The 24609-nt window shown below is 64.1% G+C and carries 20 protein-coding genes, 1 tRNA gene and 1 pseudogene; 7 read left to right on the top strand and 15 right to left on the bottom strand.

The genetic code is table 11. From position 1 onward, the window contains the following. Positions 1–66 precede the first annotated feature (66 nt). The 4 genes from AAE027_RS37160 (at position 67) to AAE027_RS37145 (ending at position 2331) form a co-directional block, all read left to right on the top strand. Complete coding sequence (locus tag AAE027_RS37160) at positions 67–684, top strand: hypothetical protein (protein ID WP_370990819.1); 618 nt, start codon at positions 67–69, stop codon at positions 682–684. After that, positions 671–1045 carry a transcriptional regulator gene (locus AAE027_RS37155; RefSeq protein WP_130212267.1) on the top strand — a complete coding sequence of 125 codons (375 nt, stop codon included), beginning with the start codon at positions 671–673 and terminating at the stop codon, positions 1043–1045. The genes AAE027_RS37160 and AAE027_RS37155 overlap by 14 nt, the downstream gene beginning before the upstream one ends. 27 nt (positions 1046–1072) lie before the next feature. Further along, entirely contained in the window at positions 1073–1813 is a 741-nt protein-coding gene (locus AAE027_RS37150) for a di-trans,poly-cis-decaprenylcistransferase (RefSeq protein ID WP_370990820.1), read from the top strand. Between the two features lie 83 nt (positions 1814–1896). After that, complete coding sequence (locus AAE027_RS37145) at positions 1897–2331, top strand: Crp/Fnr family transcriptional regulator (RefSeq protein ID WP_370990821.1); 435 nt, start codon at positions 1897–1899, stop codon at positions 2329–2331. On the opposite strand, the pseudogene AAE027_RS37140 reads toward AAE027_RS37145, so the two are convergent. Next, a pseudogene (locus AAE027_RS37140) lies at positions 2309–2836 on the bottom strand (metallophosphoesterase family protein); the annotation flags it as partial. The gene AAE027_RS37145 and the pseudogene AAE027_RS37140 sit on opposite strands and share 23 nt — an antisense overlap. Before the next feature lie 162 nt (positions 2837–2998). Between AAE027_RS37140 and AAE027_RS37135 the strand changes: the two are divergent. Both AAE027_RS37135 and AAE027_RS37130 read left to right on the top strand, forming a co-directional pair. Continuing rightward, positions 2999–3685: a DNA-3-methyladenine glycosylase I gene (locus tag AAE027_RS37135; RefSeq protein ID WP_370990822.1), complete on the top strand. Its 687-nt coding sequence runs from the start codon at positions 2999–3001 to the stop codon at positions 3683–3685. Between the two features lie 217 nt (positions 3686–3902). After that, a complete protein-coding gene (locus AAE027_RS37130; RefSeq protein WP_091898453.1) occupies positions 3903–4196 on the top strand; it encodes a hypothetical protein in 294 nt (97 codons plus the stop codon). Positions 4197–4606: 410 nt separating this feature from the next. Here the strand turns inward: AAE027_RS37130 and AAE027_RS37125 are convergent, their stop codons facing one another. Beyond that, entirely contained in the window at positions 4607–6025 is a 1419-nt protein-coding gene (locus AAE027_RS37125) for a sensor histidine kinase (RefSeq protein WP_370990823.1), read from the bottom strand. Positions 6026–6129: 104 nt separating this feature from the next. Continuing rightward, positions 6130–7230, bottom strand: coding sequence for a DNA polymerase IV (dinB, locus tag AAE027_RS37120; protein ID WP_370990824.1), 1101 nt, complete (start codon positions 7228–7230; stop codon positions 6130–6132). A 174-nt stretch (positions 7231–7404) separates the two neighbouring features. On the opposite strand from dinB, the gene AAE027_RS37115 reads away from it, so the two are divergent. After that, positions 7405–7614, top strand: a complete 210-nt coding sequence (locus AAE027_RS37115; protein WP_370990825.1) for a hypothetical protein — start codon at positions 7405–7407, stop codon at positions 7612–7614. 27 nt (positions 7615–7641) lie between these two features. Here AAE027_RS37115 and AAE027_RS37110 read toward each other — a convergent pair. The 12 genes from AAE027_RS37110 to AAE027_RS37055 form a co-directional block, all read right to left on the bottom strand. Then, a tRNA-Arg gene (locus AAE027_RS37110) sits at positions 7642–7718 on the bottom strand. A gap of 60 nt (positions 7719–7778) precedes the next feature. Continuing rightward, positions 7779–8834 (bottom strand): sensor domain-containing diguanylate cyclase, encoded by a 1056-nt coding sequence (locus tag AAE027_RS37105; protein WP_370990826.1) that lies wholly within the window; start codon positions 8832–8834, stop codon positions 7779–7781. Continuing rightward, positions 8834–11923, bottom strand: a complete 3090-nt coding sequence (locus AAE027_RS37100) for a bifunctional diguanylate cyclase/phosphodiesterase (protein ID WP_370990827.1) — start codon at positions 11921–11923, stop codon at positions 8834–8836. Before AAE027_RS37100 ends, AAE027_RS37105 begins: the two co-directional genes overlap by 1 nt. A 169-nt stretch (positions 11924–12092) precedes the next feature. Beyond that, complete coding sequence (locus tag AAE027_RS37095) at positions 12093–13178, bottom strand: branched-chain amino acid ABC transporter permease (RefSeq protein WP_370990828.1); 1086 nt, start codon at positions 13176–13178, stop codon at positions 12093–12095. Further along, positions 13175–14185 (bottom strand): branched-chain amino acid ABC transporter permease, encoded by a 1011-nt coding sequence (locus AAE027_RS37090; RefSeq protein WP_128940641.1) that lies wholly within the window; start codon positions 14183–14185, stop codon positions 13175–13177. Before AAE027_RS37090 ends, AAE027_RS37095 begins: the two co-directional genes overlap by 4 nt. Then, entirely contained in the window at positions 14182–14904 is a 723-nt protein-coding gene (locus tag AAE027_RS37085; protein WP_370990829.1) for a branched-chain amino acid ABC transporter ATP-binding protein, read from the bottom strand. The genes AAE027_RS37090 and AAE027_RS37085 overlap by 4 nt, the downstream gene beginning before the upstream one ends. Continuing rightward, positions 14901–15677 carry an ABC transporter ATP-binding protein gene (locus tag AAE027_RS37080; RefSeq protein WP_370990830.1) on the bottom strand — a complete coding sequence of 259 codons (777 nt, stop codon included), beginning with the start codon at positions 15675–15677 and terminating at the stop codon, positions 14901–14903. The genes AAE027_RS37085 and AAE027_RS37080 overlap by 4 nt, the downstream gene beginning before the upstream one ends. A gap of 155 nt (positions 15678–15832) precedes the next feature. Further along, positions 15833–17017 carry a substrate-binding domain-containing protein gene (locus AAE027_RS37075; protein ID WP_370990831.1) on the bottom strand — a complete coding sequence of 395 codons (1185 nt, stop codon included), beginning with the start codon at positions 17015–17017 and terminating at the stop codon, positions 15833–15835. A 107-nt stretch (positions 17018–17124) separates the two neighbouring features. Beyond that, entirely contained in the window at positions 17125–19161 is a 2037-nt protein-coding gene (locus AAE027_RS37070; RefSeq protein ID WP_370990832.1) for an acyl CoA:acetate/3-ketoacid CoA transferase, read from the bottom strand. Between the two features lie 107 nt (positions 19162–19268). Next, entirely contained in the window at positions 19269–20579 is a 1311-nt protein-coding gene (locus AAE027_RS37065; protein WP_370990833.1) for an MFS transporter, read from the bottom strand. Between the two features lie 196 nt (positions 20580–20775). Beyond that, positions 20776–22212, bottom strand: coding sequence for a sigma-54 interaction domain-containing protein (locus tag AAE027_RS37060; protein ID WP_370990834.1), 1437 nt, complete (start codon positions 22210–22212; stop codon positions 20776–20778). 260 nt (positions 22213–22472) lie between these two features. Then, positions 22473–24206, bottom strand: a complete 1734-nt coding sequence (locus AAE027_RS37055; RefSeq protein WP_370990835.1) for a putative bifunctional diguanylate cyclase/phosphodiesterase — start codon at positions 24204–24206, stop codon at positions 22473–22475. Positions 24207–24609: the final 403 nt, after the last annotated feature.

The following is a 24609-nucleotide window of genomic DNA, read 5'->3' as shown; positions in this document are numbered from 1 at the left end:
ATACTTTGCAATACAAAGTAACAGGGCTCTGGGTAGCAGGGGCGGAACGAGGTTTTGGCGTTGCCAATGCGCGATCTCGACAAGGCGCTGGCCGACATCGTGACGATCCGCAGCCAGATCGCGGCGGGCACCGCGTTCCGCGGCTACGGCCCGGCGACCATGGCCGCGACAGGTGCCGTCGCGCTCATCACCGCGGTTCTGCAATTCTGGTTGCTCGGCGATCCCACCAGCGAGCCGCTCGACTTCTTCATCGGCTGGTTCATCGCCGCGGTGCTCTCCGGCCTGATCATCGGGATCGAGATGCGCGCGCGCTCGCGCCGCCATCATTCCGGCCTCGCCGATGCCATGATCCACCAGGCGGTCGAGCATTTCCTGCCCGCAGGCGTCGCCGGTGTGCTGCTTGCGGTGGTGATGTGGAAATTTGCGGCGGAAACGCTGTGGCTGTTGCCCGGCTTGTGGCAGATCCTGGTGTCGCTCGGCATCTTCGCCTCCGTCCGCTCGCTGCCGCGCACCGTCGCGCTCGCCGGCGCCTGGTATTTCGTTTCAGGCTTTGCAGTGGTGGTGCACGCCAGCCAAACTCACACGCTATCGCCATGGACCATGGGTCTGCCCTTCGTGATCGGGCAGTCGGTGATGGCCGCCATTCTGTATGTCGCGTCCGGAGACCATGATGTCGAAGTCTGACAGCGCGCCCTTCTCCTACGAAGGGCTTGATCGCGTGATCCACGAGAAGGCGAGGCTCGGCCTGCTGACCTCGCTGATGGCGCATCCCAAGGGGCTGGCATTCGCCGACCTCAAGCAGCTCTGCGGCCTTACCGACGGCAATCTCAGCCGGCATCTTGCCGTGCTGCAGGAGGCCGGCCTCGTCGAGGTGACCAAGGGTTATGAGGGCAACCGCCCGCACACGACCTGTCGCCTCACCAAGTCCGGCCGCCGTCGCTTCCTCGACTATCTCGCCGTGCTCGAACGCCTCGTGCGCGATGCCGCCAAGGCCGCCGGCCGCGAGGCGCCGCCGCTCGGACGCCTCGGTTTCGTTTCGACCTGAACCCCCTTTTTGACCGGAGACTTTGTAATGCAAAGTAACCCTGTGTCCTGCGACGACAAGCTTCACGTCGGCATCATCATGGACGGCAATGGCAGATGGGCGACGCGGCGCGGCCTGTCGCGCCTGCGCGGCCACGAGGCCGGCGTCGAGACGATCCGACGCATCGTCGAGGCCGCGCCCAAACAGGGCATCGGCACGCTGACGCTCTATGCCTTCTCCACCGACAATTGGCGCAGGCCCAAGGCCGAGGTCGCCGCGCTGATGACGCTGCTGCGCTTCTACCTTTCCAATGAAGTGCAGAGCCTGGTCAAGAGCGGCGTGCGCCTCACCGTGATCGGCCGCCGCGACCGCCTGCCCGACGGCATCGCCAGCGCGATCGCGCGCGCCGAAGAGGCGACCGCCCAAGGCAGCACGCTGCATTTGCGCATCGCCGTCGATTATTCCGCGCGCGACGCCATCCTCAATGCCGCGGCGAAGGCAGCGGCGCTGACCAGCCTCACCCGCGAAGCGTTCTCGCAGCTCGTCACCGGCGAGGCGGGCCTGCGCGACGTCGATCTCATCATCCGCACCTCGGGCGAGAAGCGGCTGTCGGACTTTCTGCTCTGGGAAGGCGCCTATGCCGAGCTGCATTTCACCGAGCGGATGTGGCCCGAATTCGATGCCGGCGATCTCGCCGAGGCGCTCGCCGCCTTCCATGGCCGCGAACGCCGTTTCGGCGGCCTCCAGGCGATCATGCCCGAGGAGGTGCCCGCGCTCTCACGCGCGTGACGCCGGCCTTCACTTGCTGTAATCTTGAGCAAGCGTAGGGCGCGGATCATGCTCTACTGTCGCCGTGAGGGGAGCCTTTGGCGATGCGTGCAGTTCTGGATTATTGCACCGGCGGAACGGAGCGGCAGGTCAAAGCCGGTACCGTGGTGATCACCGAGGGCGGCACCAGCGGCCATCTCTACGTGCTGATGCAGGGCAAGCTCGAGGTGCTCAAGGGCGAGATGGTGGTTGCCACCGTCACCGAGCCGGGCGCTGTGCTCGGCGAAATGTCGGTGCTGCTGGGGCAGCCGCACACCGCGACGGTGCGGGCCTGCTCCGATGTGGTCATCTACGAATTCGAAGATGCCGCCTCGCTTCTCGAGCAGCAGCCCGGCATGGCGCTTCTGATCGCGAAGATGCTGGCCCAGCGGCTCAACGCCGCCAACACCTATCTCGCCGACCTCAAGCGCCAATATGCCGACCACGGCTCCCATTCGGCCATGGTCGGCGAGGTGCTATCGCGGGCTGGTACTGCATGATCCATTGCACCAGCTCGACGTCGCCGAAGAAGCGCTTGCCGCCCCAGCTCGTCGGCGATTCTGCCGGCGGCGCATGGTGCACCCAGATCCAGCGCCGCGGGCGATTGGTGGCGGCATCACGGAGCTGCTCGACGAGGCGCTGCTTGACCAGCGGTCCATCCCACCATGGGCACACCGTGAACAAGGTGTCGCCGATGCTGAGGCCGTCGCCGTCGCAGGCAATCCCAAGCTCTCGTACCTCCGAGATCCAGCGCGAGATCTTCTCGCCGTCCGCATTGCGTTCATCGAGGTCGTGATTGCCAGAGCAGAGGATCACGCGGGTCTTGGCGGCGAGCAGCGCGAGGTACTTCTTCACCACCACGATCTGCGCGCGGAAATCAACCATCGAGCCGATGTCGAGCGCATCGCCGGCGAAGATCACGAGGTCGAACTGCGGAGCGGCGCTGATCAGCCAGTCGAGCTGAGGCAGCGAATAATGCAGGTCGGCGACGACCAAGCAGCGCATTAAAATCCGTCCGCGGAAGATTGAATATGTCAGGAAATACCAAATGTCATGAAGCAAGAAGCAGGCCAGCACGGCTGCTCCTTCTGATCAATCCGCGCAGCGGGCTGGACCGGATCATCGAATTCTGATCTCGTGGCGCACCCTTCAACCGCTTGTGTCCGCATGACCCCCTTCAAGACCATTCGTGCCCGCGCCGAGAAACGCAAGGGCGGGCCCAAGGCGCTGGAGAAACTGATGCCTAACAAGCCAGACCTCAAGCGGCTGGCGAAGCTCGGCGACGACCGCATCCTCGCCGAGATGACGAAGCGGGTGTTTTGCGCCGGCTTTGCCTGGAGCGTGATCGAGACGAAATGGGACGGTTTCGAAGACGCGTTCCTGCATTTCCAGCCGGCCAAGCTCAGCTTCCAGCCCGAGGAGTATTGGGAAGCCCTGCTGCGCGATGCACGCATCGTGCGCAACGGCGCCAAGATCATGTCGGTGCGCGACAATGCCGCTTTCGTGCAGGAGATCGCGAAGGAGCACGGCAGCTTCGGCAAGTTCCTGGCGAAATGGCCATCGTCCGACGAGATCGGCCTACTCGATCTCCTCACCAAGCGCGGCAGCCGGTTAGGCGGCAACACCGGCCAGATGCTGCTGCGCTTCGTCGGCTGGGACGGTTTCGTGACGTCCAAGGACGTGGTGGCTTGCCTGCGCGATACAGGTCTCGACATTGCCGAAGAGGTGAAGTCGAAGGGCGATCTCGCCAAGGTACAGGCGCAATTCAACGCCTGGGCCGAGGAGACCGGCCTGCCCTACACCTACCTGTCACGCATCTGCGCGCTGTCGATCGGCGAGGACAGGAGCGAGTAGCGAGTCCATGGAACGCCGTTGGCCGCCGGATCGTGGACATCGTGTGGCGATCCCGTGCCATGAGCGCGGCAGAGGCAACGCTCGATCACGAAATACATTTCGTTGGAACATTTGTGCGCAGCACTTGTTCGGAGTTTGAGCCAGACGCACATCGGCGCAGGGAACATCCGCCCTGGCTCAGCTCAATGAAACCCGACGTGACAGAACGGAGCAGCTCATGAAGCTCACATCCGAACAAGTGAAGCAGACCGTCAACCAACTCGGTGCTCAGGTGCTGCCCGACGAACATCCTGCCATGCCGCAGCTCAACAGCATGTTCGGTGAGCACACCTTCTTCGTCGACGAGATGGGCCTCAAGGTTCTCGAGCCCACACCGTCGCTCGGTACCGATCGCGAGAGCGGCGAAGTCGTCAGCCTCGCCGATTGGGGCGATTCCGACCTGACCCGCCTGATGGCGCACGAGCCGGAACCGACCGGCGTGATCGTGGTGTTCGAGCATGTGAGGCATTGATCGGCTCGAGCGGGACATTTTGAGACACGTGCGCCACGGTCGGCGAACTGCGGTTCGCTGCTGTGGCGCACGGCTTTAGCGTGCCCGGTTAAGTGGCAATCAGCGCCGTTGTCTTGCCAATGCGTGTCTTGTCAACGAGTGTCTTGCCAACGAGCTTGGTGCCGATCGTGTCATCCGCCACGGACGCTGCGTGCGTAATGCCACATTTCTCCGCGACAGGCCGGAAACAGCGCGATGATCGTGAGCGAGACCGCATACGAAAGGCAGAAGCAGGCTGCCAAATCGGGAATCTCGCCGATCGAACGCGCCAGCAGCCAGCGATGCAGCAGAGAGGCTCATCGAAAAACCAGCCGGCTCACTCATTGGGAACCGCTCGCAATTGCGTCAGACCTCGAGACTTTGCTGTTCTCTTACAATGTTGCTTCAGCGGGAATCTCGATGGCGATCTGAGTTCCCGGACCCGCCTTGCTCTCGAGACGCAGCCGACCGTTGAGCGATGAGACAACCAAATTGAACGCAATGTGGAGCCCGAGGCCGGCGTTGCCACGCTCTCGACTGGTCGTAACGAACGGATCGAAGATGTGAGCCTGCAATGGCTCGGGGATTCCGACGCCTTCATCGGCGCAGACCAGGCGGACCGATTTCGGGTCCGGTTGGCTCACTGTGATGACAAACCTGCCGCCGCTTTTGTCAGGATAGGCGTGCCCGGCAGTGTTGAGCGCGAGATTGCTGATCACCTGAGCAAGCGCTCCGGGATAGCTGTTGAGCGTGATTCCCGCCGGGCATTGTACGTCGACCGCCAGGCCATGGTGCGACAGCAGCGGTCCAAGCTTGGACGTCAACTCCGACAGCCAATCCCTGAGCTCGAACGTGCGCCGGTCCTCATCAGCCTGATGGACCGCGACCTGCCTGAAACTATGCACCATCTCGGATGCGCGGTGCAGGTTGTCAAAGGTCAGGTTGAGCCCTTGCTTGAGCCGGTCAATCCCCTTGGTCAGATCGGATCGCCGGACCGATGCTCCGCCCAATGCATCAGCCATTGCTTGTAGATCAGTCTGCATGGCTGTCGAGGTCGTCAAGGCGAGGCCAAGCGGGGTGCTGACCTCGTGAGCGACGCCTGCCACCAATTGCCCGAGCGAGGCGAGCTTTTCTGCCTGCACGAGGTGCTCCTGGGTTGCGCGGAGATCGCGTAGCGATTTCTCCGAGCGTTCTTTCTCCCGTTGCAGCGCCTCCGACGTTCGGAATTGCTTTCGCGCCCGGTACTCGCGCGCAGCCACGGCATAGAGCGACAATGCGTAGGCGTTTCCGACGAGAGAATGATTGATGAATCGCAGGCCCGTCGGCATCGTCAGCGCGAACGTCTCGGCGACCAGCAGCGCCACCCACGACAGCAGGCAGAAAATCGCCAGCGAGCCGATCCGCAAAGGCAGCATGGTCGAGACGAACAGGATGATCATCATCATGCCCGGAGCGGCAAACGTGAAGCCTGACGGCAGCACGAGATAAATGCTCGGCAGGATGCAGCCGGGAATGACGCAGTAGACGAGGAAAATCGTCTCTGCCCATGGCTTCATCCATCGCCGGGACAGCAGCGCGGTCAGCGGGAGCAGCACGAACAGGGCAGTGCCACCGCGGATTGCAAGGGTGGTCGGAACGACTTCGGGGTAGAGCACCCAATCCCAGATGGTGTAGCCGGCATAGGTGGCGGCACCGAGCAGCATCGCGATCTGCGTCCACCCGAGACTGCCTCGGACGTACTGATCGACAAACCGCCGCTCCTCGATGCGGTCTTCGAAGCGCAGTCCGAGGCGTATCAATAAGGCAAGCATCCCAACGTCAATCGCGAAAAGGCGTGTTTTGATGTCTCTACGACAGGTTTGGCGCCGCGTCGCGGATAAAGATGTCGCGTTCGCCGAGGTCCCACCGGTCGCGTTCAAATACCCAAGGTCAGCTGAGGCTCCGAATCGCCGCCGACCTGGAGCGAAGACAGCGAGACTCCCAGCAGCCTGACGCGCTTGGGCAGCGGCATCTCGGCTTCGAGCAGGCCGCAAGCCAGCCGTTCCAAATCGTCCCGTTCTGCAACCGCCGCTGCGACGGACCTGCTGCGCGTGATGATCTCGAAGTCGGCAAACTTGATCTTCAGGGTGACGGTGCGGCCGCGGTTGCCGGTGGCCTCGCAATGCCGCCAGACCTTGTCGACGAGAGGTTCGAGCTCGGCGGCCAGCGCGTCGAACTCGGTGAGATCGGTTGAGAACGTGTTCTCCGCGCCGATGGACTTGCGGATCCGGTTGGCCCGGACCGGACGTTCGTCGACACCGCGCGAGATCCAGTAGTAATACGCACCTGACTTGCCGAAATTCGCATTCATGAACTCCAGCGTCTGGTTGCGGATGTCGAGGCCGGTGAACATGCCGAGCGCGTTCATCTTCGCGCTCGTCGCGGGGCCTATCCCGTGGAACTTGCCGACGGGCAGCGTCTCGACGAAGGCGGGCCCCATCTCCGGCGAGATCACGAACTGACCGTTGGGCTTGCGATGATCGGAGGCGAGCTTTGCCAGAAACTTGTTGTAGGAGATGCCCGCCGAAGCGTTGAGGCCGGTCTCGGCTTTGATCTTCTCGCGGATGCGCAGGGCGATGTCCCGCGCCAGCGGGATGCCTTGCAGGTTTTCCGTCACGTCGAGATAGGCCTCGTCGAGCGACAATGGCTCGATGATGGGCGTATGCTCGGCAAAGATGTCGCGAATCTGCCGGCTGATTGCCTTGTAGACCTCGAAGCGCGGCTTGACGAAGATCAGATCGGGACATTGCCGCTTCGCAGTCACGGAAGGCATGGCAGAGCGAACCCCGAACTTGCGCGCTTCATAGCTGGCGGCCGCGACCACGCCGCGTTCCGCAGAGCCTCCGACCGCGACCGGCTTTCCACGCAGGTCCGGATTATCGCGCTGCTCCACGGACGCATAGAAAGCATCCATGTCGATATGGATGATCTTGCGGACGGGCGAGGCTTCGCCGGTCACCGTGTCGGATTCGCTCATGGAAGGATGATACAATTGAGCGAAGCGAAGCGCGAGGTGGCGATCATCTCGTTCCCGGCGACGCGCGTCGGAGGCTCAAGAACGAATCATTTCATCAAGGAGCTTGCCGCCTCCCGGGCTTGTGAGTGGCAAGCGTGGTCACGCGATCTAATATGAGGCTGCGGAGGACAGCCCATGCAATACAGCTCCGAACTCATTCAGACGATGCGTCAGGCGCTGGAGACCGTGATGGCGAGCGTACCGGCCGACCAGTCGGTGTTCGGCCTGAAAGCGGCCGTAGCCGAATGCATCCTGAAAGCTGCTGCACACGGTCAGACGTCGTATGACGGGCTGGTGGCATCTGCCTCCGACCAGATCCAGGCGATCCTCTCGATGCTGACGTGAGCGCCGGTAGAAAAACGGCGAGAAGGCTGGCGCACCCGACACGATTCGAACGTGTGACCTTTGCCTTCGGAGGGCAACGCTCTATCCAGCTGAGCTACGGGTGCAGTGAGGCTTCATGTAGCCGATTGGCGAGGGGTGGGCAACCGCTTCTCGCCGGCTCGCGTTTAAGCCGATTTGCGCCGGACAGGGGCCGGAACCGCCGCGGCCTCCCGGCCGAGGGCGGCGAACTCGGCCAGCACCCGTTCGGCGCAGATGACGCGGTTGCGGCCGAGCCGTTTGGCCACATAGAGCGCCTCGTCGGCCGCGCCGAGCAGCCGGTCGGGACCGCCATCGGCCCCACTGGGAATGTGGCTTGCGACGCCGACGCTGAGGGTGACGTGGTCGCCGGCGCCGATGGCACCGTGGGCGATCTGCAAGGCCATCACGGCGCAGCGGATCCCCTCGGCGACGACGCAGGCGGAATCGCAATCCATGTCCGGCAGGATCAGCGCGAACTCCTCGCCGCCATAGCGGCTGGCGAGGTCGAGCGGGCGCATGGCGTGCCGGCTGACGGCAGCGGCGACTGCGCGCAGGCATTCGTCGCCGCTCTGGTGGCCGTGCCGGTCGTTGAACAGCTTGAAATGGTCGACGTCGACGAACAGCAGCGCCAGCGGCTTCTGCGTGCGCTGTGCGCGGGCCCATTCGCTCATCAGCATCTGGTCGAAGGCGCGGCGGTTCGACAGGCCGGTCAGCCCGTCCTTGGTGGCGAGCTCCTTCAGCGCCATCTCGGCGCGCTTCTGGTCGGTGAGGTCGCGTAGCGTCTCCACCACGGCGATCAGCTGGCCGGCCTCGTCGTGGATCGGGCCGGCGTCGATGGCGAGATAGAGCTGGCTGCCGAGCTTCGGCATCACGCACCAGTTCTCGGCGCTGAAGCCGAGGCCGTTATGGCCGCGCGCGGCATATTCCGAATAGTACTCCGGAAGCTGCTCTGGGCGGTCCAGTGCGACGAGGTCGGCGAGGCAGGGGCGCTTGGTCTCGTAGAAGGCCCGCCAGTGCTTATTGGTGCCGATCACCTCCGAGGCGGTGACGCCGGTCAGCCGCTCGCAGGCTCTGTTCCAGATCACGACGCGGCGCTTCGGGTCGATCACGAAGGTCGGCACCACCAGATGCTGCATCAGCCGCACGGCATAGGAATCGGCGACATCAACGGTCTTGGCCGGAGTCTTCCCTGGCTTCGCCATCAGGCCACCGCCGCCACCGGAAAGACTCCGGGCAAGCCATCGCCCTTGCCGAACAGCTTTCGCACGTCCGCGGCCGGCTTCGGCGCGCTGAACAGATAGCCCTGCATCTCCGTGCAGCCGAGGTTGCGCAGCATCTCACGCTGGGCCTCGGTCTCGACGCCCTCGGCGACCGTGGTCATGCTGCTGGCGGCGGCGATGTTGACCACGGCCTGCACGATGACAGGCGCGCCGTTCGTCTCCGCGATGTCGGCGACGAAGCAGCGATCGATCTTGATCTTGTCGAACGGGAAGCGCTTCAGATAGCTGAGCGAGGAGTAGCCGGTGCCGAAATCGTCGAGCGCGATGCGCACGCCGATGGCGCGAAGCTGGTGCAGGATCGAGAGCGCCGCTTCGTCGTCGCGGATCAGCACGGCCTCGGTGATCTCGAGCTCGAGCCGGCGCGGATCGAGCCCGGAGGCGGCGAGCGCGCCTGCGATCCGCAAGGCCAGCGTGTCGCATTTGAGCTGCACCGGCGAGACGTTGACCGCAACGCGGACATGCGGAGGCCACGTGGCGGCCTCGTTGCAAGCCATGCGCAGCACCCAGTCGCCGAGCTCGTTGATCAGGCCGGTGTCTTCGGCGACCGGAATGAACCCCGCCGGCGACACCATGCCGCGCTCGGGATGGCGCCAGCGCAGCAGCGCCTCGCAGCCGGAGACCTCGCCCGAGCGCAGATCGACCAGCGGCTGGTAGTGAATCTCGAAGCCGCCGTTGACCAGGGCCTGGCGCAGATCCTGCTCCATGGCCAGGCGCGCCTTGGCGCAGGCGTCCATCGCCGGCTCGAAGAAGCGGTGGGTGCGGCGTCCTTCGGCCTTGGCGCCGTACATCGCAAGGTCGGCATTCTTGATGAGCTGATCGAGATCGGAGCCGTCCTGCGGCGCCAGCGCGATCCCGATGCTCGCGTCGGTGGAGAGCTGATGGCCGAGACAGTGATAGGGCTGCCGGATCGCTTCGTAGATCCGCGTCACGAACGACACCACGTCGGCCGAGGACTGGATCCCGGTCTGGATGACCGCGAATTCGTCGCCGCCGAGCCGCGCGATCAGGTCGCCCTGATTGAGGCAGCCGCGCAGACGGGCCGCGATCGCCTTCAACAGCTCGTCGCCGACATGGTGGCCGAGCGAATCGTTGATGCCCTTGAATTCGTCGACGTCGATGTAGAGCAGCGCGAACTGCCCGCCGCTGGCGACCTTCGCCAGCTCGCGTTCGATCTGCTCGCGGAACAGGGTGCGGTTCGGCAGGTCGGTCAGCGCATCGTAGTGCGCCATATGCGCGATCTTCTCGTGGGCGCGCCGCCGCTCGGTGACGTCATCGACGACGTGGATGAGATAGCGCGGCTCGCCGGCCTTGTCGCGGAGGCCGATCCGGGTCGAGGTGATGTAGCGCAGACCCATGGCCTGGGTCTGCCAGGGATGCTCGTCCTTGAAGAGCCCCTTGAGAGATTGCAGTGCCTTGTTGTCGTCCTCGGTTACCACCGTCGCTGACGGCGTCGGGAAGATGTCGAAGGCGGTCTTGCCGACGACGTCCTCGCGTGACTGGCCGAATTGCTGCTCGGCGACGCCGTTGATCAGCAGATACTGCCGCGTGCGCGCGTCCTTCACCGTGATCTGCGAGGGGATGTGGTCGATGATCTCGCGCAGGAAAGTGTGGTTGCGGTCGCGCTCCTGCTCCAGGTTACGGCGCTCGGTGATGTCTTCGATCGTGGCGACCCAGCCGCCCTGCGCGAGCGGGGTGTTGATGACGTGGAAGGCGCGGCCATTGGCCAGCTGATGAGTTCTCGTGGAGACCGTGCCTTCGGCGACGATCCGCATGACGTCGGCGCAAAATTCCTCGACATTGCCGTCGAACGCGCCACGCTCCTTGCGATGGTACATCGCCTCGTTGATGTGACAGCCGGGCTTGATGACATCGTGGGAGAGACCGAACATGTCAGCGTAGCGGCGGTTGCAAATGACGATGTATCCGGCGGCATCGTACAGGATCAGCCCCTGCGACATGTTGTTGAGGGCGGTATCGAGCCGCCGCCGCTCCGCCTCGATTCGCTCCTGGGCCTCGCGATTCTGCCGGTTGATCTGTCGGATGATCAGATAGAGGATCAGCGCGATCACGGCTGCCGAGACGCCAGCCGTAGCGACCAGGAAGCCGGTCTGCTGCCTCCAGTCCGCGAGCGCAGCCGACATGGTATTGGTCGCCATGATAACCAGGGGAAAATGATTCAGGGACGCGGCCGAGCCGAGCCGCTCCTCGCCGTCGAGCGGACTCCGGACGCGGAGCGTGTGCTGCCCGCCCTTAGTCAGCACCTTCTGCATCAGCGGCGCATTCTTGAAGCTTCGTCCGATCATCTCTTCGAGATGCGGATAGCGCGCCAGCATCTTGCCTTCGCGATCGAACAGCGAGATCGCCGTGCCCTCGGCAAGCGCGACGGACGCGAAATATTGCTGGTAGCTGTCCGGATCGATCCGCCGGACCATCGCGCCGAGGAATGCTCCGTCGGCGCCGTTCAGCCGGCGCGCGACGATCGTGGTCCATTTGTCGATGATGAAACTGCGGACGGATTCCAGGATGACCGGCTCGGCCATCGGATCCGATTTGAACGTCTGGAAGTAAGCGCGCGAGGAGACGTTGATCTTCGGCAGGGGCTGGGCCCGCGACCAGTTGATCAGCTCGCCGTCGGCGTCGTAGATCGCGATGTCGCCGAGATAAGAGACGGAGCTGATCTTGCTGCGCAGCATCTGGTTGATCGCGAGCCCGGACATGCGCTCGCGAAACATCGCGGGCGAAGTGATCTGCGGCAGGTTCATCTGCCCGATCACATCGGCGGCGACGACGTCGGAATCTTCAAATTGCTGATCAAAGTGCCGCGCGATCAGCTGCACCGTGTTTTCCAGCTCGCGCTCGCGGTTGGCGAGGGTCCGCTCACGGAATTCGCCGATGGCCATGGCCGTCACGGTGAAAATGCCCGCGACCAGCAACACGCCGCACAGGGTCAGCCACAGCACCGGCCCGCGCCGAATCGCTGCCTCCCAGCCGTTCTTCGCGGCTAGGGACATTCCGGCTGCGATCCCTGACAAGACGTGGCGCATTCCCCCTCCCTGGAAGGGCAGGAATACACCACACAAATGGCCCAAACCTTAGGAAAGCCAGTTACCTGGGCATTAATCCCATTGCGAGATCGCATCCACATGCAGCGAACCGTCGCGCTGCATCATTAATCTTCGCTTAATGCGAAGCGCCCGCGCCCTTGTCGCCGCCGGCCTTGCGCAGCCGTCCGACCACGCCTGTCGGGAAGAAGTAAACGCTGGCGATGAACAGCAGCCCGAGCCACAGCAGCCAACGGTCGGGATGCAACAGGCCCGGCAGCAGCGGCAGGCCGGCTTCCGACGCCGCCGTGGATGCGACGCCCATCAGCGACTGCAAATAGTTCTGGGCGAGGATGAAGATGGTGGCCCCGATGATCGCACCGTAGATCGTGCCCATGCCGCCGATCACGACCATCAGCAGAATGTCCAGCATGATCGAGAAGCTGAGCGAGGTGTCGGGCCCGGCATAACGGAGCCACAGCGCATTCAAGATACCGGCGCTCGCGGCGACCAGCGCCGCAAGGCAGTTGGCGTAGGTCAAATGGAAGACGGTGCGGAAGCCGAGCGCCTCGGCGCGGAAGCGATTCTCGCGGATCGCCTGGAGCACGCGTCCGAACGGCGAGTTCACCACCCGCAGCAGAGCCAGGATCATCAGGGCGGAGATGGCGAACACCAGGTAGAAGGTCAGGATGCGGCCGTTGATCTCGAAGCCGAACAGGCTTTTGGAGACCAGCACTGTGCCGGGCCGCAGTAGCTCGGGCAGCTGAAAACTGCGCCCGTCCTCGCCGCCGGTCAGCCAGGAGAGCTGCGAGGCCAGCACCTGGAAGGCGGAGGCGACCGCGAGCGTGATCATGGCAAAGAAGATCGCGGCGACCCGCAGCGAGAAAAGCCCGATCGCGAGCGCGAGCAGAGCTGCGAGCGGCAGGCCGATGACGATGCCGGTTGCGACCGCCGCCCAGTTCGGGCCCATCCCGTACAGCGCGATCGCGATCGCGTAGCTGCCGATGCCGTAGAACATGGTGTGGGCGAACGACACCGAGCCGGTATAGCCGAGCAACAGGTCGTAGGATGCGACCAGGGCGGCGAAGACGCAGATCTTGGCCGCGACGTTCAGCGCCTTGGCGCCCGGGAACAGGAACGGCGTCGCCGCCAGCGCCAGGATGATGAGGACGAGAACGAGCGTGAGGACACGGCTGCGCGGCGGGTCACCGGAGAGGATCATCATCGGCTGGTCACCGCATAGAGGCCGCGCGGCCGCCACATCAGAATGGCGACCATCAGCAGGATGTTGGAGACGAGAGCGAGTTTCGGCACCAGGAAGCCGCCGTAATTGGCAACCATGGCCACCAGGATGGCGCCGATGAAGCAGCCGCCGATCGACCCGAGCCCGCCGATGATGACGACGATGAAGATCAGCACGGTGAGGTCGTCGCTCATGGAGGCGTGGACCTGCTCGCGATAGAGCGCCCACATCACGCCGCCGAGGCCCGCGAGCGCCGATCCCGTCATGAACACGCCGAGGAACAGGCGGCGAATGCGATAGCCGAGCGCCTCCACCATCTCACGGTTCTCGACGCCGGCGCGGATCAGAAGGCCGAGCTTGGTGCGGTTGAGCACGAGCTGGATCGCGATGAAGACGGCAAGGCCGATCAGCATCGCCAGCACGCGGTACTTGGCGATCGCGACGTCGCCGAGGATGAAGGAGCCTCGCAGCGAAGTCGGCAGAGGCATCGGGATGATCTGCGGTCCCCACAGCGCATAGAGCGTCTGCTCGGCGACGATCAGGCCGCCCGTCGTCATCAGGATCTGCTTCAGATGCTGGCCGTAAACGGGCAGGATCAGCACGCGCTCGACGATCAGGCCGAGCGCGCCTGATACCGCCATCGACAGCAGCGCTGCCGGAGCCAGCACCGCGAGGTTCACCCACAGCGAATCGGCCTGGATCGAGGCCGCAAACGGCGCCAGCACCAGGGTCGCGACATAGGCGCCGACCGCGATGAAGGCGCCGTGGCCGAAATTGAGCACGTCCATCAGGCCGAACACCAGGGTCAGACCGGAGGCCATGATGAAGATCATCATGCCCATGGCGAGGCTCGCGGCGGTCAGCGTCAGCCACGAACTGGTCGAGCCGATCAGCGGGATCATGAGAAGCGCGAGCGCGACCGGCAGCAGGATCGGCGCGATGTCGCGCTTCGGCTTCGGCAGCGGATCATTTGCGGCGAGTTCAGTCACTGATGCGCCTCCAGGCTCAGGCCGAGCAGTCGCTCTTGCAGCGGCACGTCGGCGGCCAGCGCCGCCATCCCGCCGCGATGGACGATGGTGCCGTTGTCCATCACCAGCACGTTGTCGCCGAGCTCGCGGGCGGCAAAGAAATTCTGCTCGACCAGAAGGATCGTCGCGCCCTTGCGCTTGATCTCCTTCAGGCACTCGATCAGCGCCATCACGATGGCGGGCGCGAGGCCCTTGGTCGGCTCGTCGATCAAAAGCAGCTTGCGCGGCTCGATGATGGCGCGCGCGATGGACAACATCTGCTTCTGCCCGCCCGAGAGGCTTCCCGCCCGCGACAGCCAGAATCGGCGCAGCGCCGGGAAGAAGCCAAAAATCCAGTCGAGCTGGGCATCGTCCAGCGGCCCGTCGCGCGCCGCCAGCACCAAATTCTCCTTCACCGTGAGGTCGGAGAACACCGCCATGCTCTCCGGCACGTAGCCGACGCCGAGCCGCGCGATGTCCGGCGTGGCGCGACTCTCGATGCGCTCGCCGGCGAGGCTGATCTCGCCGTGCGAGGCCTGCCAGAGGCCCATGATGGTGCGCAGCGTCGTGGTCTTGCCGGCGCCGTTGCGGCCGAGCAGCATCGTGGTCTGCCCCTGCGCAACTGCGAGATCGATGCCCTGAAGGATGTGATAGCGGCCGATATGGGTGTGCACGCCGGAGAGTTTCAAAAGGTCGGTCATGCTGCACTCCCTGCAGCCGTCTTGGGCGCTACGCCGAGATAGGCCTCCTGCACGATTGGCGAGGCGATCACTTCGGCAGGCGGGCCGTCCGCAACCAGCTGGCCGTTATGCAGCACGATGATGCGGTCGGCGAGCGAGCGCACCACGTCCATCTTGTGCTCGACGAGCAGGATGATCTTGCTCCGGTCCTGCTTGAGCTGCGCGATCAGGTTGAGGACCACAGGCACCTCGTCGATGCTCATGCCGGCGGTTGGCTCGTCGAACATGAAGACATCAGGTTCCAGCGCGATCATCAGCGCGACTTCGAGCTTGCGCTGGTCGCCATGCGACAGCGCGGTCGCGGCGACGCCGCGCCGACTGCCGAGCGCGACCTGGTCGAGGATGCTGTCCGCGCGGGCAATCAGGTCGCGGCGAACCATCCAGGGCCGCAGCATGTCGTAATGGGTGCCGTTCGCCGCTTGCACCGCGAGGCGGACGTTCTCCTCCACGGTGAGGTTCGGGAAAAGATTCGTGAGCTGGAACGCGCGCCCGAGGCCCGCGCGCGTCCGCATCGGCGCGGACTGCCCCGTGATGTCGGTGCCGTCGAACAGGATGCTGCCGCTGGATGCACGCAACTGACCCGAGATCAGATTGAAATAGGTGGTCTTGCCGGCGCCGTTCGGCCCGACGATGGCCGTGAGCTCGCCCGGGCGGAACGCGCAGGTGACGTTGTTGACCGCGACATGGCCGCCAAAGCGGATGGTGAGGTCGCGGGTTTCGAGGGTCAGGGCCATTCTAGCAAACCGCGTTGGTCCATCGGTACACCTCTCCCCGGAGGGGAGAGGTCGATTTGCGCAGCAAATCGGGTGAGGGGCTCAGGTCCCACGAGAGAGCGGACCCCTCACCCGCGCCTTCGGCGCGACCTCTCCCTTTGGGAGAGGTGAAGCACTCACCGCTTGTTGCGAACCGGCACGTCCATGTCCTCGATCTTCAGCTCGCGCACCGGCTCGAGCACGGCCCAGGCGACGTTCGGGTCGACCTTGACCTTGAAGTGATACATGCTCTGCAGCGCCTGATGGTCCTCCTTGCGGAACACCATCTTGCCCTTCGGCGTGTCGAACTCCAGGCCTTCCATCGCCGTGATCAGCTTCTCGGTGTCGGTCGACTTCGCCTTGGTGACGGCGGCGACGACGGACATCGCGGCGGCAAAGCCGCCCGCGGTGAAGAAGTCCGGCGGCGAGTTGAAGCGCTTCTGGTGCTCGGCGACCAGCCAGTCGTTCACCGGGTTCTTCGGGATCGCATAGAAGTAGTACGTTGCGCCCTCCATGCCGGGCAGGCCCTTATAGGCCGCGAGCGCCGGCAGGATGTTGCCGCCGGTAGACAGCTCGATGCCATAGCGCTTCGGATCCATGTCCTGGAGCTTGGCCAGCGGATTGCCGGCGCCGGCCCAGATCACCCAGATCACCTTGCGGCCCGGCTTGTCCTTCAGCGCGTCGAATAGGCGCTGCCCGACAGCGGTGAAGTCGGTGGTCGAGGTCGGCGCATATTCCTCGGCGGCGAGCGTCGCGCCGGTCTTGGCGAGCGCCTCCTTGAAGGCGGCGACGCCGTCACGGCCGAAGGCGTAGTCCTGCGCCAGCGTCGCGACGGTGACGCCCTGCTTGCCGATCGCGACCGCGTTGGAGATCGCGTCCTGCGAGGAGTTGCGCGCCGTGCGGAAGATGTAGCGATTCCACTTCTCGCCGGTAATCTGATCCGCGACCGCGGGCTCGACGATCAGGATCTTCTTATTCTCCTCGGCGACGGGAAGAATGGCGAGCGCCGCGGCCGACGAGGTCGTGCCGATCGCGATGTCGGCCTTGTCGTCCTGATAGGCTTCCGCGAGCGCTGCCTTGGCAAGGTCCGGCTTGCCTTGGTCGTCCTTGGTGATGACGACGATCTTGCGGCCGTCGAGCGTCATGGTGCCCTTGGTGGCGTATTCAAAGCCCATTTTCAGACCGGTCTCGGTCTGCTTGGCATAGGCCTCGAGCGGACCGGTCTTGCCGTAGATCAGCGCGATCTTGAGATCGTCGGCCCGTGCGGACGCGCCTGCGGCGAGCGCGAGGATGGTTGTTGTTATGATGAGTGATCGACGCACGATGGTCCCTCCTGATTTAAAGCTTCTGGCAACAGCGATTTGCACAACACTACGAACATTGCAATTGAACCTTCCGGCGAAGCGGATTTGGCGCATACGAGCATGCATCATTTTTGGGCCTGCTGCATGGCGTGCGCTGCGCCGGCTCCCTCGACCTGCCGCCGATCGGACTGCGCTTCGTCCGCGCTCTCGAAAATATGCGGCGCAACGCCGCGCTTCTCCAGGGCTTCGCCGAGCTTGATGCGCAGGAAGCCCGACGTGGTGTAGCGCGACACGCCGGAATAGAAGCGATCGACCAGGCTGCGGACCATGGCCGAATAATCGTCCATCAGCTCCGGCAGGATGGAAAAATTGTCATAATTGACGATGGCGTAGACCCGGCGCCCGAGCGGGGCGAGCCTCGCCTCGACGATGGAGGCGATGGTGTCGATCTCGGCTTTGCTGCGCAGCGGGTAGCGCTCCAGATTGACGAAGAACAAATTCTGCTGCTCGTCCAGCGTGAAGCGCTGGTCGAGCGGGATGGTGAGCAGGCGCTCGCGTAGATCCATGAGATCGTCGCGGAAGATGCGGTCGTCCATCAGAACAGGATCGCGCGGGATCAGCGGCTTGAAATCCATCAGGCGCAGGATGTCGCGCTCGATGTCGATGCCGGGCGCAACTTCCGTCAGCTCGAGGCCGTCAGGCCTGAGCTCGAATACGCAGCGCTCGGTGACGTACAGCGTGCGCTGCTTGCGCGCGGCGGCAAACGGACCGCTGAAGGTGACGTGCTCGACGCTATCGACGAACTTGCGCGATTTGGCCTCGTCGAGGATGACGAGCTTGCCGTCGTTCACCGCGATGCGCTGCTTGCCCGCACCGAAGGTGCCGACGAAGATGACCTCCTTGGCATTCTGGCTGATATTGATGAAGCCGCCGGCACCCGCGAGTTTCGGCCCGAACTTGCTGACATTGAGGTTGCCGGCACGGTCGACCTGGGCGAGGCCGAGGAAGGCGGCATCCAAGCCGCCGCCGTCGTAGAAGTCGAACTGATAGGGCTGGTCGATCACCGCCTGCGTGTTGATCGCCGCGCCGAAATCGATGCCGCTCGCCGGGATGCCGCCGATCACGCCCGGCTCCGCCGTCAGCGTGATCAGATCGATGATCCGCTCCTCGTTGGCGACCGAGGCAATCCCTTCGGGCATGCCGATGCCGAGATTGACGACGCTGTTGGCCTTCAATTCGAGCGCGGCGCGCCGGGCGATGATCTTGCGCTCGCTGACCGGCATCACCGGCAGCGAGGCGGCACGGACGCGGATCTCGCTCGAGAAGGCCGGATTGTATGGCGTGCCGAAGGTCTGCCAATGGTTCTCCGGCCTCGCCACGACGACGCAGTCAACGAGAATGCCGGGAATCTTCACTTGGCGTGGATTGAGACTGCCGGCCTCGGCGACGCGCTCGACCTGGGCAATGACGATGCCGCCCGAATTATGCGCGGCCATGGCGATGGCCAGCGCTTCCAGCGTCAGCGCCTCCTTCTCCATGGTGAGGTTGCCGTCGGGATCGCCGGTGGTGGCGCGGATGATTCCGACATTGATCGGAAACGTCCTGTAGAGCAGGCACTCCTCGCCGCGCAGCGTGATCAGCTCCACCATGTCCTCGGTGGTGCGCGCATTCAGCTTGCCGCCGCCGTGCCGGGGATCGACGAAGGTGCCCATGCCGACGCGGGTGATGTGGCCGGGCCGCCGCGCCGCGATGTCGCGGAACAGATGGGTGATGACGCCCTGCGGCAGGTTATAGGCCTCGATCTGGCCCGCGATCGCAAGCTGCTGCAGCTTCGGCGCAAGGCCCCAATGCCCGCCGATCACGCGGCGGACCAGGCCCTCATGCGCGAAATGATTGAGGCCGCGATGCTTGCCGTCGCCCTGGCCGGCGGCATAGACCAGCGTCAGATTGCGCGGCTTGCCCTGCGTGTAGGGCGCATCGCCCTCGTTGGAGAGATAGAGCTCCTCCAGTGCGATCGCGATCTCCTCGGCAAAGCCGATGCCGACGAAGCCCCCGGTCGCCACCGTATCGCCGTCGCGGATCAACATGACCGCCTCGGCTGCGGTGACGATCTTGCCCTTCTCGGAATTGCGCAGGTAAGGCAGAGCTGGGTGATGGCTCACGGCGTTCCTCCCGATCGTTTCGACCGTATGCCGTTGGTGCCGATCCTATCGCGAGAAGCGCCCCTGGAACAGGCTGCTCCTCGCGATGGAAGGCCTGATCAGGACATTCAGCCCTGAACTATCTTGCGCGTTTCGGTGGCAAAGTAGACCGACACGACGGTGATGAGCGCCAGCGCGATCATGTAGAGTGAGATCGGCCAGGTCGCCGGCGCATAGGCCGTCATCAATCCCGTCGCGATCAGCGGCGACAGCGCGCCGGCGAAGATCGAGGCGAGGTTGTAGCCGAGCGAGACGCCGCTATAGCGCACCTTGGTGCCGAACAGCTCCGACAGGAAGCTTGCCTGCGGGCCGTACATCGCGGCGTGCCCGACGGCGAGGCCCAGCACGATCGCGATCCAGGCATATTGCGGGTTTTTCGTTGCCAGCAGCATGAACAGCGGGAACGACATCAGCGCCGAGAACACCGCGCCGAAGATGTAGATCGGCCGCCGTCCGACGCGGTCGGAGAGCGCGCCGAAGGCCGGAATGGTGAAGGTCTCGATCGCCGCGCCGATCAAGACGCCGTTGAGCATGTCCTGCTTGTTCATGCCGAGCGATTGCGTGGCATAAGCGAGCACGAAGGTCGCGTAGATGTAGAAGAAACCGTTCTCGGCGAAGCGCGCGCCCATCGCGAGCAGGATGTTCTTGGGATACATCCTGACAGCGTCGACGATCGGCATCTTCACTTCCTGCTTGGTATCCTTGACCTTCTGGAACTCCGGCGATTCCGCGATGGTGAAGCGGATCCACAGGCCGACCAGCACCAGCGCGATCGAGAACAGGAACGGGATACGCCAGCCCCAGGCATAGAGCTGAGCGTCGGTCAGCATCGAGGACACCACCGAGAACACCAGCGTGCCGAGCACCAGGCCGAGCGGTGCGCCGAGTTGCGGCCAGCTGCCGTAGAAGCCCTTTTTGTCGGCGGGCGCATGCTCGACCGCCATCAGCACCGCGCCGCCCCATTCGCCCCCTAAGCCAAAGCCTTGGATCAGGCGGCAGGTGACGAGCAGGATCGCAGCCCAGATGCCGGCGGTCTCGTAGGTCGGCAGGAAGCCGATCGCCGCGGTGGCGGCGCCCATGATCAACAGCGTTAGATAAAGCATGGTCTTGCGGCCGATCTTGTCACCGTAATGCCCGAACACGACGCCGCCGAGCGGGCGCGCGATGAAGCCGAGCGCGTAGGTCGCGAACGCCAGCAGCGTTCCCATCATCGGATCGAAGGTCGGAAAGAACAGCTTGTTGAAGATCAGCGCTGCGGCGGTGCCGTAGAGGAAGAAGTCGTACCACTCGATGGCCGTGCCGATCAGGCTCGCGGTGGCGACGGTGACGTGCGAGGGCTGTTTGGCCTGAAGCTGATGGACCGAGATCGCTTCACTCATCTTGCGTCCTCCCTGGTTGCGAATGCGCGTGTGCAGCACGCGTCATTGTGCAAGAGCGAAGAGCAAGGTCCGCGCCAGATGGCGTCAATTGGTGCAAATGGGCGAAACCCCAGCAATTTCAGTGGGGTCATCGGGACAAAGCGGCAAGCTGCGCTGTCCGGAATCCGAGACTCCGGACAGTCCCGTGTCTCGAATCTCAGACGGAGGCCGGCCCCGCGGCGAGGCCGAACTTGGCGAGCTTCTTGTAGAAGGTGGCGCGCGAGATCCGCAGCATCCTGGCGGCCTCGGAGATCTGGCCGTTGCTGGCGGCGAGCGCCTGTTCGAGCGTGTGCTTCTCGAACTCGGCCTCGGCTTCGGCATAGGGTACCACCGTTCCTGTCGGGCGTTCGGGCGGAGCTAGTCTGACCTCGGCACCGACGGGAAGGATGCGAACGAAATCCTCGCCCGTCAGCCGCCCGGAATCGCTGAGGATCAGCGCCCGCTCCAGGATGTTGCGAAGCTCGCGCACGTTGCCCGGCCAGTCGTAGCGCGCGAGTGCGGCGAGCGCGCTCGGCGTGATCCGGGCGCTGACATAGTCGCCGGACGCGCTGATGTCCTCGAGCAGCCGGGCGCAGATATCGGGGAGATCATCCAGGCACCGGCGCAGCGGCGGCAGGTCGATCGAGAGCACGTTGAGGCGATAGTAAAGATCGGGGCGGAACGTGCCCTCGCTGACGCGCTTGCGCAGATCCACATTGGTCGCGGCGACCACGCGCACGTCGACCCTGGAGATCTTGTCCGAGCCGAGCGGCTCGATCTCGCGCTCCTGCAGCACGCGCAGCAGCTTGGCCTGCAATTGCAGCGGCATCTCGCCGATCTCGTCGAGGAACAGCGTGCCGCCGTCGGCAATCCGGAATTTGCCCTCGCGCCCCCTGCGGTCGGCGCCGGTATAGGCGCCCGGCGCGGTGCCGAAGAATTCCGACTCGATCAGCGTGTCGGGAATCGCCGCGACATTGACGCTGACGAACGGCTTCTCGGCACGCGACGAGGCGTTGTGAATCGCTTGCGCCAGCATCTCCTTGCCCGTTCCGGTCTCGCCGGTGAGCAGCACCGTGACGCTCTGCCGCGCGGCGCGGCTTGCCAGCTCCTTGGCCTGTGCGATGGCCGGTGTTGTGCCGACGAAGTCGGCGAAGGTGAAGCGCGCCGCGCGGGCGTTGGACAATTGCCGCCGCGCCAACCGCAGATCGCTCTCGAGCTGGGCCACGCGGGCGAGCAGGGGTTTCAGACTTTCGAGGTGGTCATAGAGCACGAAGCCGATCGCACCGATCACCTTGCCGTTCTCGTCCTCGATCGGCATGCGGGTGACGACCAGTTGCTCGCCGCCGAGCTCCATGATGTCGAGCAGGATCGGCTCGCCGGTCTCGGCCACCTTCCGCATCAGGCTGTTCGGAATGACCTCCTCGATGGGACGGCCGATCGCCTCACTGGTCCGCTTGAGGCCGAGCGCTGTGAGATATTTTTCGTTGACGTAGACGACCCGCCCGCCCCGGTCGATCGCGATCGCGCCCTCGCACAGCTTTTCCAGCCGCTCGAACAGCGTCTCCATCGCGCGCGCACGAAGATAGGCGGGGTCGCTGATGGAGGAGGCGGGCATGACGTACCTCGCGGGAAGTCCGGCTGTGTATTACCAAAAGGCCAGTAATTTCAAAGCGGGAATTGGGTTGCTTGCCGGGTCGTCCATCCCCGGCGTCGTCCTGGACAAGCGCAGCGAAGCGGAGTGCAGATCCAGGACCCATTACCCCAAAAGGTGGCTTGGCGAAGATTCGTGGTTACCAGCTCGCGCCACAACCCCTTCCCGGGGTAATGGGTCCTGGCTTTCGCCAGGACGACATTGAGGGTGTTGCCGTCGCACCCCTACCGCCGATACCCGCTCGCTCGCGAATAGCCCTGGCGGTTCTGCTGCATCGGGCGGCTGGCCACGTTGACCCGCGCTTCGCTGGCCACCGTCGTTGCGAGCTTCAGCTCCTCCAGGAAGATCGGCCGGGAGAAGTAATAGCCCTGCGCGTAGCGGATCTTGGTCGCGGCCTGGAGATAGGCGAGCTCCTCGTAGGATTCGAGGCCCTCGGCAATCACGGTCATGCCGAGCGCTTCGCTCAAGGATTCGATCGCGCGCAGAATGCCCTGGCTGCGCGGACGCTTATGGATGTCGGTGATGAAGGAGCGGTCGATCTTGATCTCGTCGGCGGTGATGTCGGCGAGCGCCGAGAGCGAGGAATAGCCGGTGCCGAAATCGTCGATCGAGATGCCGACGCCGAGCTTGCGGAACATCGGCAGGATCTCGTCCTGGAAATGATTCTTGGCGACGAAGGCGTCTTCCGTCAGCTCGATCATGAATCGCTGCGGAAAACCGGTGTCGTCCAGCGCCTGCGCGAAGCTGCGCATGAATTCGGGGTTGCCGGCCTGCTTGGCGGCGACGTTGATGCTGATGATCGCTTCCGCGCCGAACGTCTCGTTGATCAGGTCGATCGACTTGACGATCTCGGCCAGCACGAGATGGGTCAGCTCGTCGATCAGCCCGAGCTCGCTGGCGAGGTTGATGAACGAGCCGGGCGCCTGGATCACGCCTTCGTCGTCGCGCAGGCGCACCAGGGCCTCGATTCCCTTCACCGCTTGCGTTCTGATGTCGACCTTGGATTGGAACGCGCAGCAGAAGCGCTTCTCCAGGATCGCGAGCCGCAGCGACTGCTCGACCTTCATCCGCGCCAGCGCCTCGCGCTCCATGCTGGAGTCGAAGAAGGCTGCCGACCCCTTGCCGTCGTTCTTGATGCGGTACATCGCGATGTCGGCGTTCTGGCGCAGGGTCTCGAAGCTGCTGCCGTGATCGGGATAGAGGCTGATGCCGACGGAGGTGGAGGCGAAGATTTCCGAATGGTCGATGAAGAACGGCGCGGTCAGCCGCTCTAGCGTCGATTGCATGAATTCGGCGACTTCCTCCTGGCTCTGGATCGGCGACAGCAGCAGCAGGAATTCATCGCCTGAGATGCGCGAGAGCATGTCGGAATCGCGCAAGTCGCGTCCGAGCCGTTTCGACAGCTCGACCAGCAGCGCATCGCCGACGGCATGGCCGTAATAGTCGTTGATGTGCTTGAAATTGTCGACGTCGAGAAAGGCCAGCGCGAAACGCTCGCCGCCATCGCGTGCGAGCAGGCCGTTGGCGCGATGCTCGATCACGCGCCGCGAGGGCAGTCCGGTCAGCTCGTCAAAATAGGCCGATCGGAACAGCTGGTCCTCGAAATTCTTCTGCTCGGTGATGTCGGAGGATGCCGAGATCAGGAGCTGGCGTCCGGCGAGGCGGACGGGACGATGGGTCGTGAGCAGCACCTGGCGCGCGGCGCCGTTGTGAAGAGCTTCCTCGGTGACGACTGCCTGGCCGGCGCTCAGCGCCTGTCGGCAGGCTTCGCGACGCGGCGCGAGATCGGGCGAGGGACGGCCGCCGTCCATGCCGAGCTGGGAAGCCGCGGCATCGTTAACCAGCAAAAGCTCGCCGTGCGCGTCCTGCACGGTGAGGCCGGCCGGCAGCATTCTAACGATTTCCTTGAGAAATCCGAGCTCGGCTTCGCTCGCGCCAAAATATTCGTTGTCGTTCATAGAAGTCATGAATCTTGTTGTTTCAGCGCGCTTTTGCAATGGGCGCGATCTAGCGCGGTTCCCTCTTAAGTTTGGTTAAGGGGTCCGAAGAAATACGGGGGTGTTTTGGACGAAACTTGCGACGATCCGACGCGCGACGTCGATCGTCATTAACAGAGGGTCAATGAGCCCCGCCAAACTGCGAGCGGAGCGCGCGGCTCTCTTTCGCTTGTATCGAACTTCATCGCGCGATGAGGTTCGGTTGAAACGGTGCAAGCCGTAGTCGACACTTCTCCCGTAGGGAGACAGGGCAATCGCATTTGAAAGCGACTTCCCTGCGGCCATCCTTCGAGACGCCCGCTTGAGGCGGGCTCCTCAGAGCCTGACTCAAAAAGGGCGGCGAGCTTTTTAGGGTGCAGCGAGG

The sequence above is a fragment of the Bradyrhizobium sp. DN3 genome (assembly GCF_041357655.1).
In the GTDB taxonomy this organism is placed as follows: domain Bacteria; phylum Pseudomonadota; class Alphaproteobacteria; order Rhizobiales; family Xanthobacteraceae; genus Bradyrhizobium.
Note: the sequence above shows the minus strand (reverse complement) of the source record. Positions and strands in the feature narration are given on the sequence as shown.

Coding starts and splice junctions, on each gene's coding strand:
- AAE027_RS37160 (WP_370990819.1), top strand. CDS start 67: ATGCGCGATCTCGACAAGGCGCTGGCCGACATCGTGACGATCCGCAGC.
- AAE027_RS37155 (WP_130212267.1), top strand. CDS start 671: ATGTCGAAGTCTGACAGCGCGCCCTTCTCCTACGAAGGGCTTGATCGC.
- AAE027_RS37150 (WP_370990820.1), top strand. CDS start 1,073: ATGCAAAGTAACCCTGTGTCCTGCGACGACAAGCTTCACGTCGGCATC.
- AAE027_RS37145 (WP_370990821.1), top strand. CDS start 1,897: ATGCGTGCAGTTCTGGATTATTGCACCGGCGGAACGGAGCGGCAGGTC.
- AAE027_RS37135 (WP_370990822.1), top strand. CDS start 2,999: ATGACCCCCTTCAAGACCATTCGTGCCCGCGCCGAGAAACGCAAGGGC.
- AAE027_RS37130 (WP_091898453.1), top strand. CDS start 3,903: ATGAAGCTCACATCCGAACAAGTGAAGCAGACCGTCAACCAACTCGGT.
- AAE027_RS37125 (WP_370990823.1), bottom strand. CDS start 6,025: ATGCTTGCCTTATTGATACGCCTCGGACTGCGCTTCGAAGACCGCATC.
- dinB (WP_370990824.1), bottom strand. CDS start 7,230: ATGAGCGAATCCGACACGGTGACCGGCGAAGCCTCGCCCGTCCGCAAG.
- AAE027_RS37115 (WP_370990825.1), top strand. CDS start 7,405: ATGCAATACAGCTCCGAACTCATTCAGACGATGCGTCAGGCGCTGGAG.
- AAE027_RS37105 (WP_370990826.1), bottom strand. CDS start 8,834: ATGGCGAAGCCAGGGAAGACTCCGGCCAAGACCGTTGATGTCGCCGAT.
- AAE027_RS37100 (WP_370990827.1), bottom strand. CDS start 11,923: ATGTCCCTAGCCGCGAAGAACGGCTGGGAGGCAGCGATTCGGCGCGGG.
- AAE027_RS37095 (WP_370990828.1), bottom strand. CDS start 13,178: ATGATGATCCTCTCCGGTGACCCGCCGCGCAGCCGTGTCCTCACGCTC.
- AAE027_RS37085 (WP_370990829.1), bottom strand. CDS start 14,904: ATGACCGACCTTTTGAAACTCTCCGGCGTGCACACCCATATCGGCCGC.
- AAE027_RS37080 (WP_370990830.1), bottom strand. CDS start 15,677: ATGGCCCTGACCCTCGAAACCCGCGACCTCACCATCCGCTTTGGCGGC.
- AAE027_RS37065 (WP_370990833.1), bottom strand. CDS start 20,579: ATGAGTGAAGCGATCTCGGTCCATCAGCTTCAGGCCAAACAGCCCTCG.
- AAE027_RS37060 (WP_370990834.1), bottom strand. CDS start 22,212: ATGCCCGCCTCCTCCATCAGCGACCCCGCCTATCTTCGTGCGCGCGCG.
- AAE027_RS37055 (WP_370990835.1), bottom strand. CDS start 24,206: ATGAACGACAACGAATATTTTGGCGCGAGCGAAGCCGAGCTCGGATTT.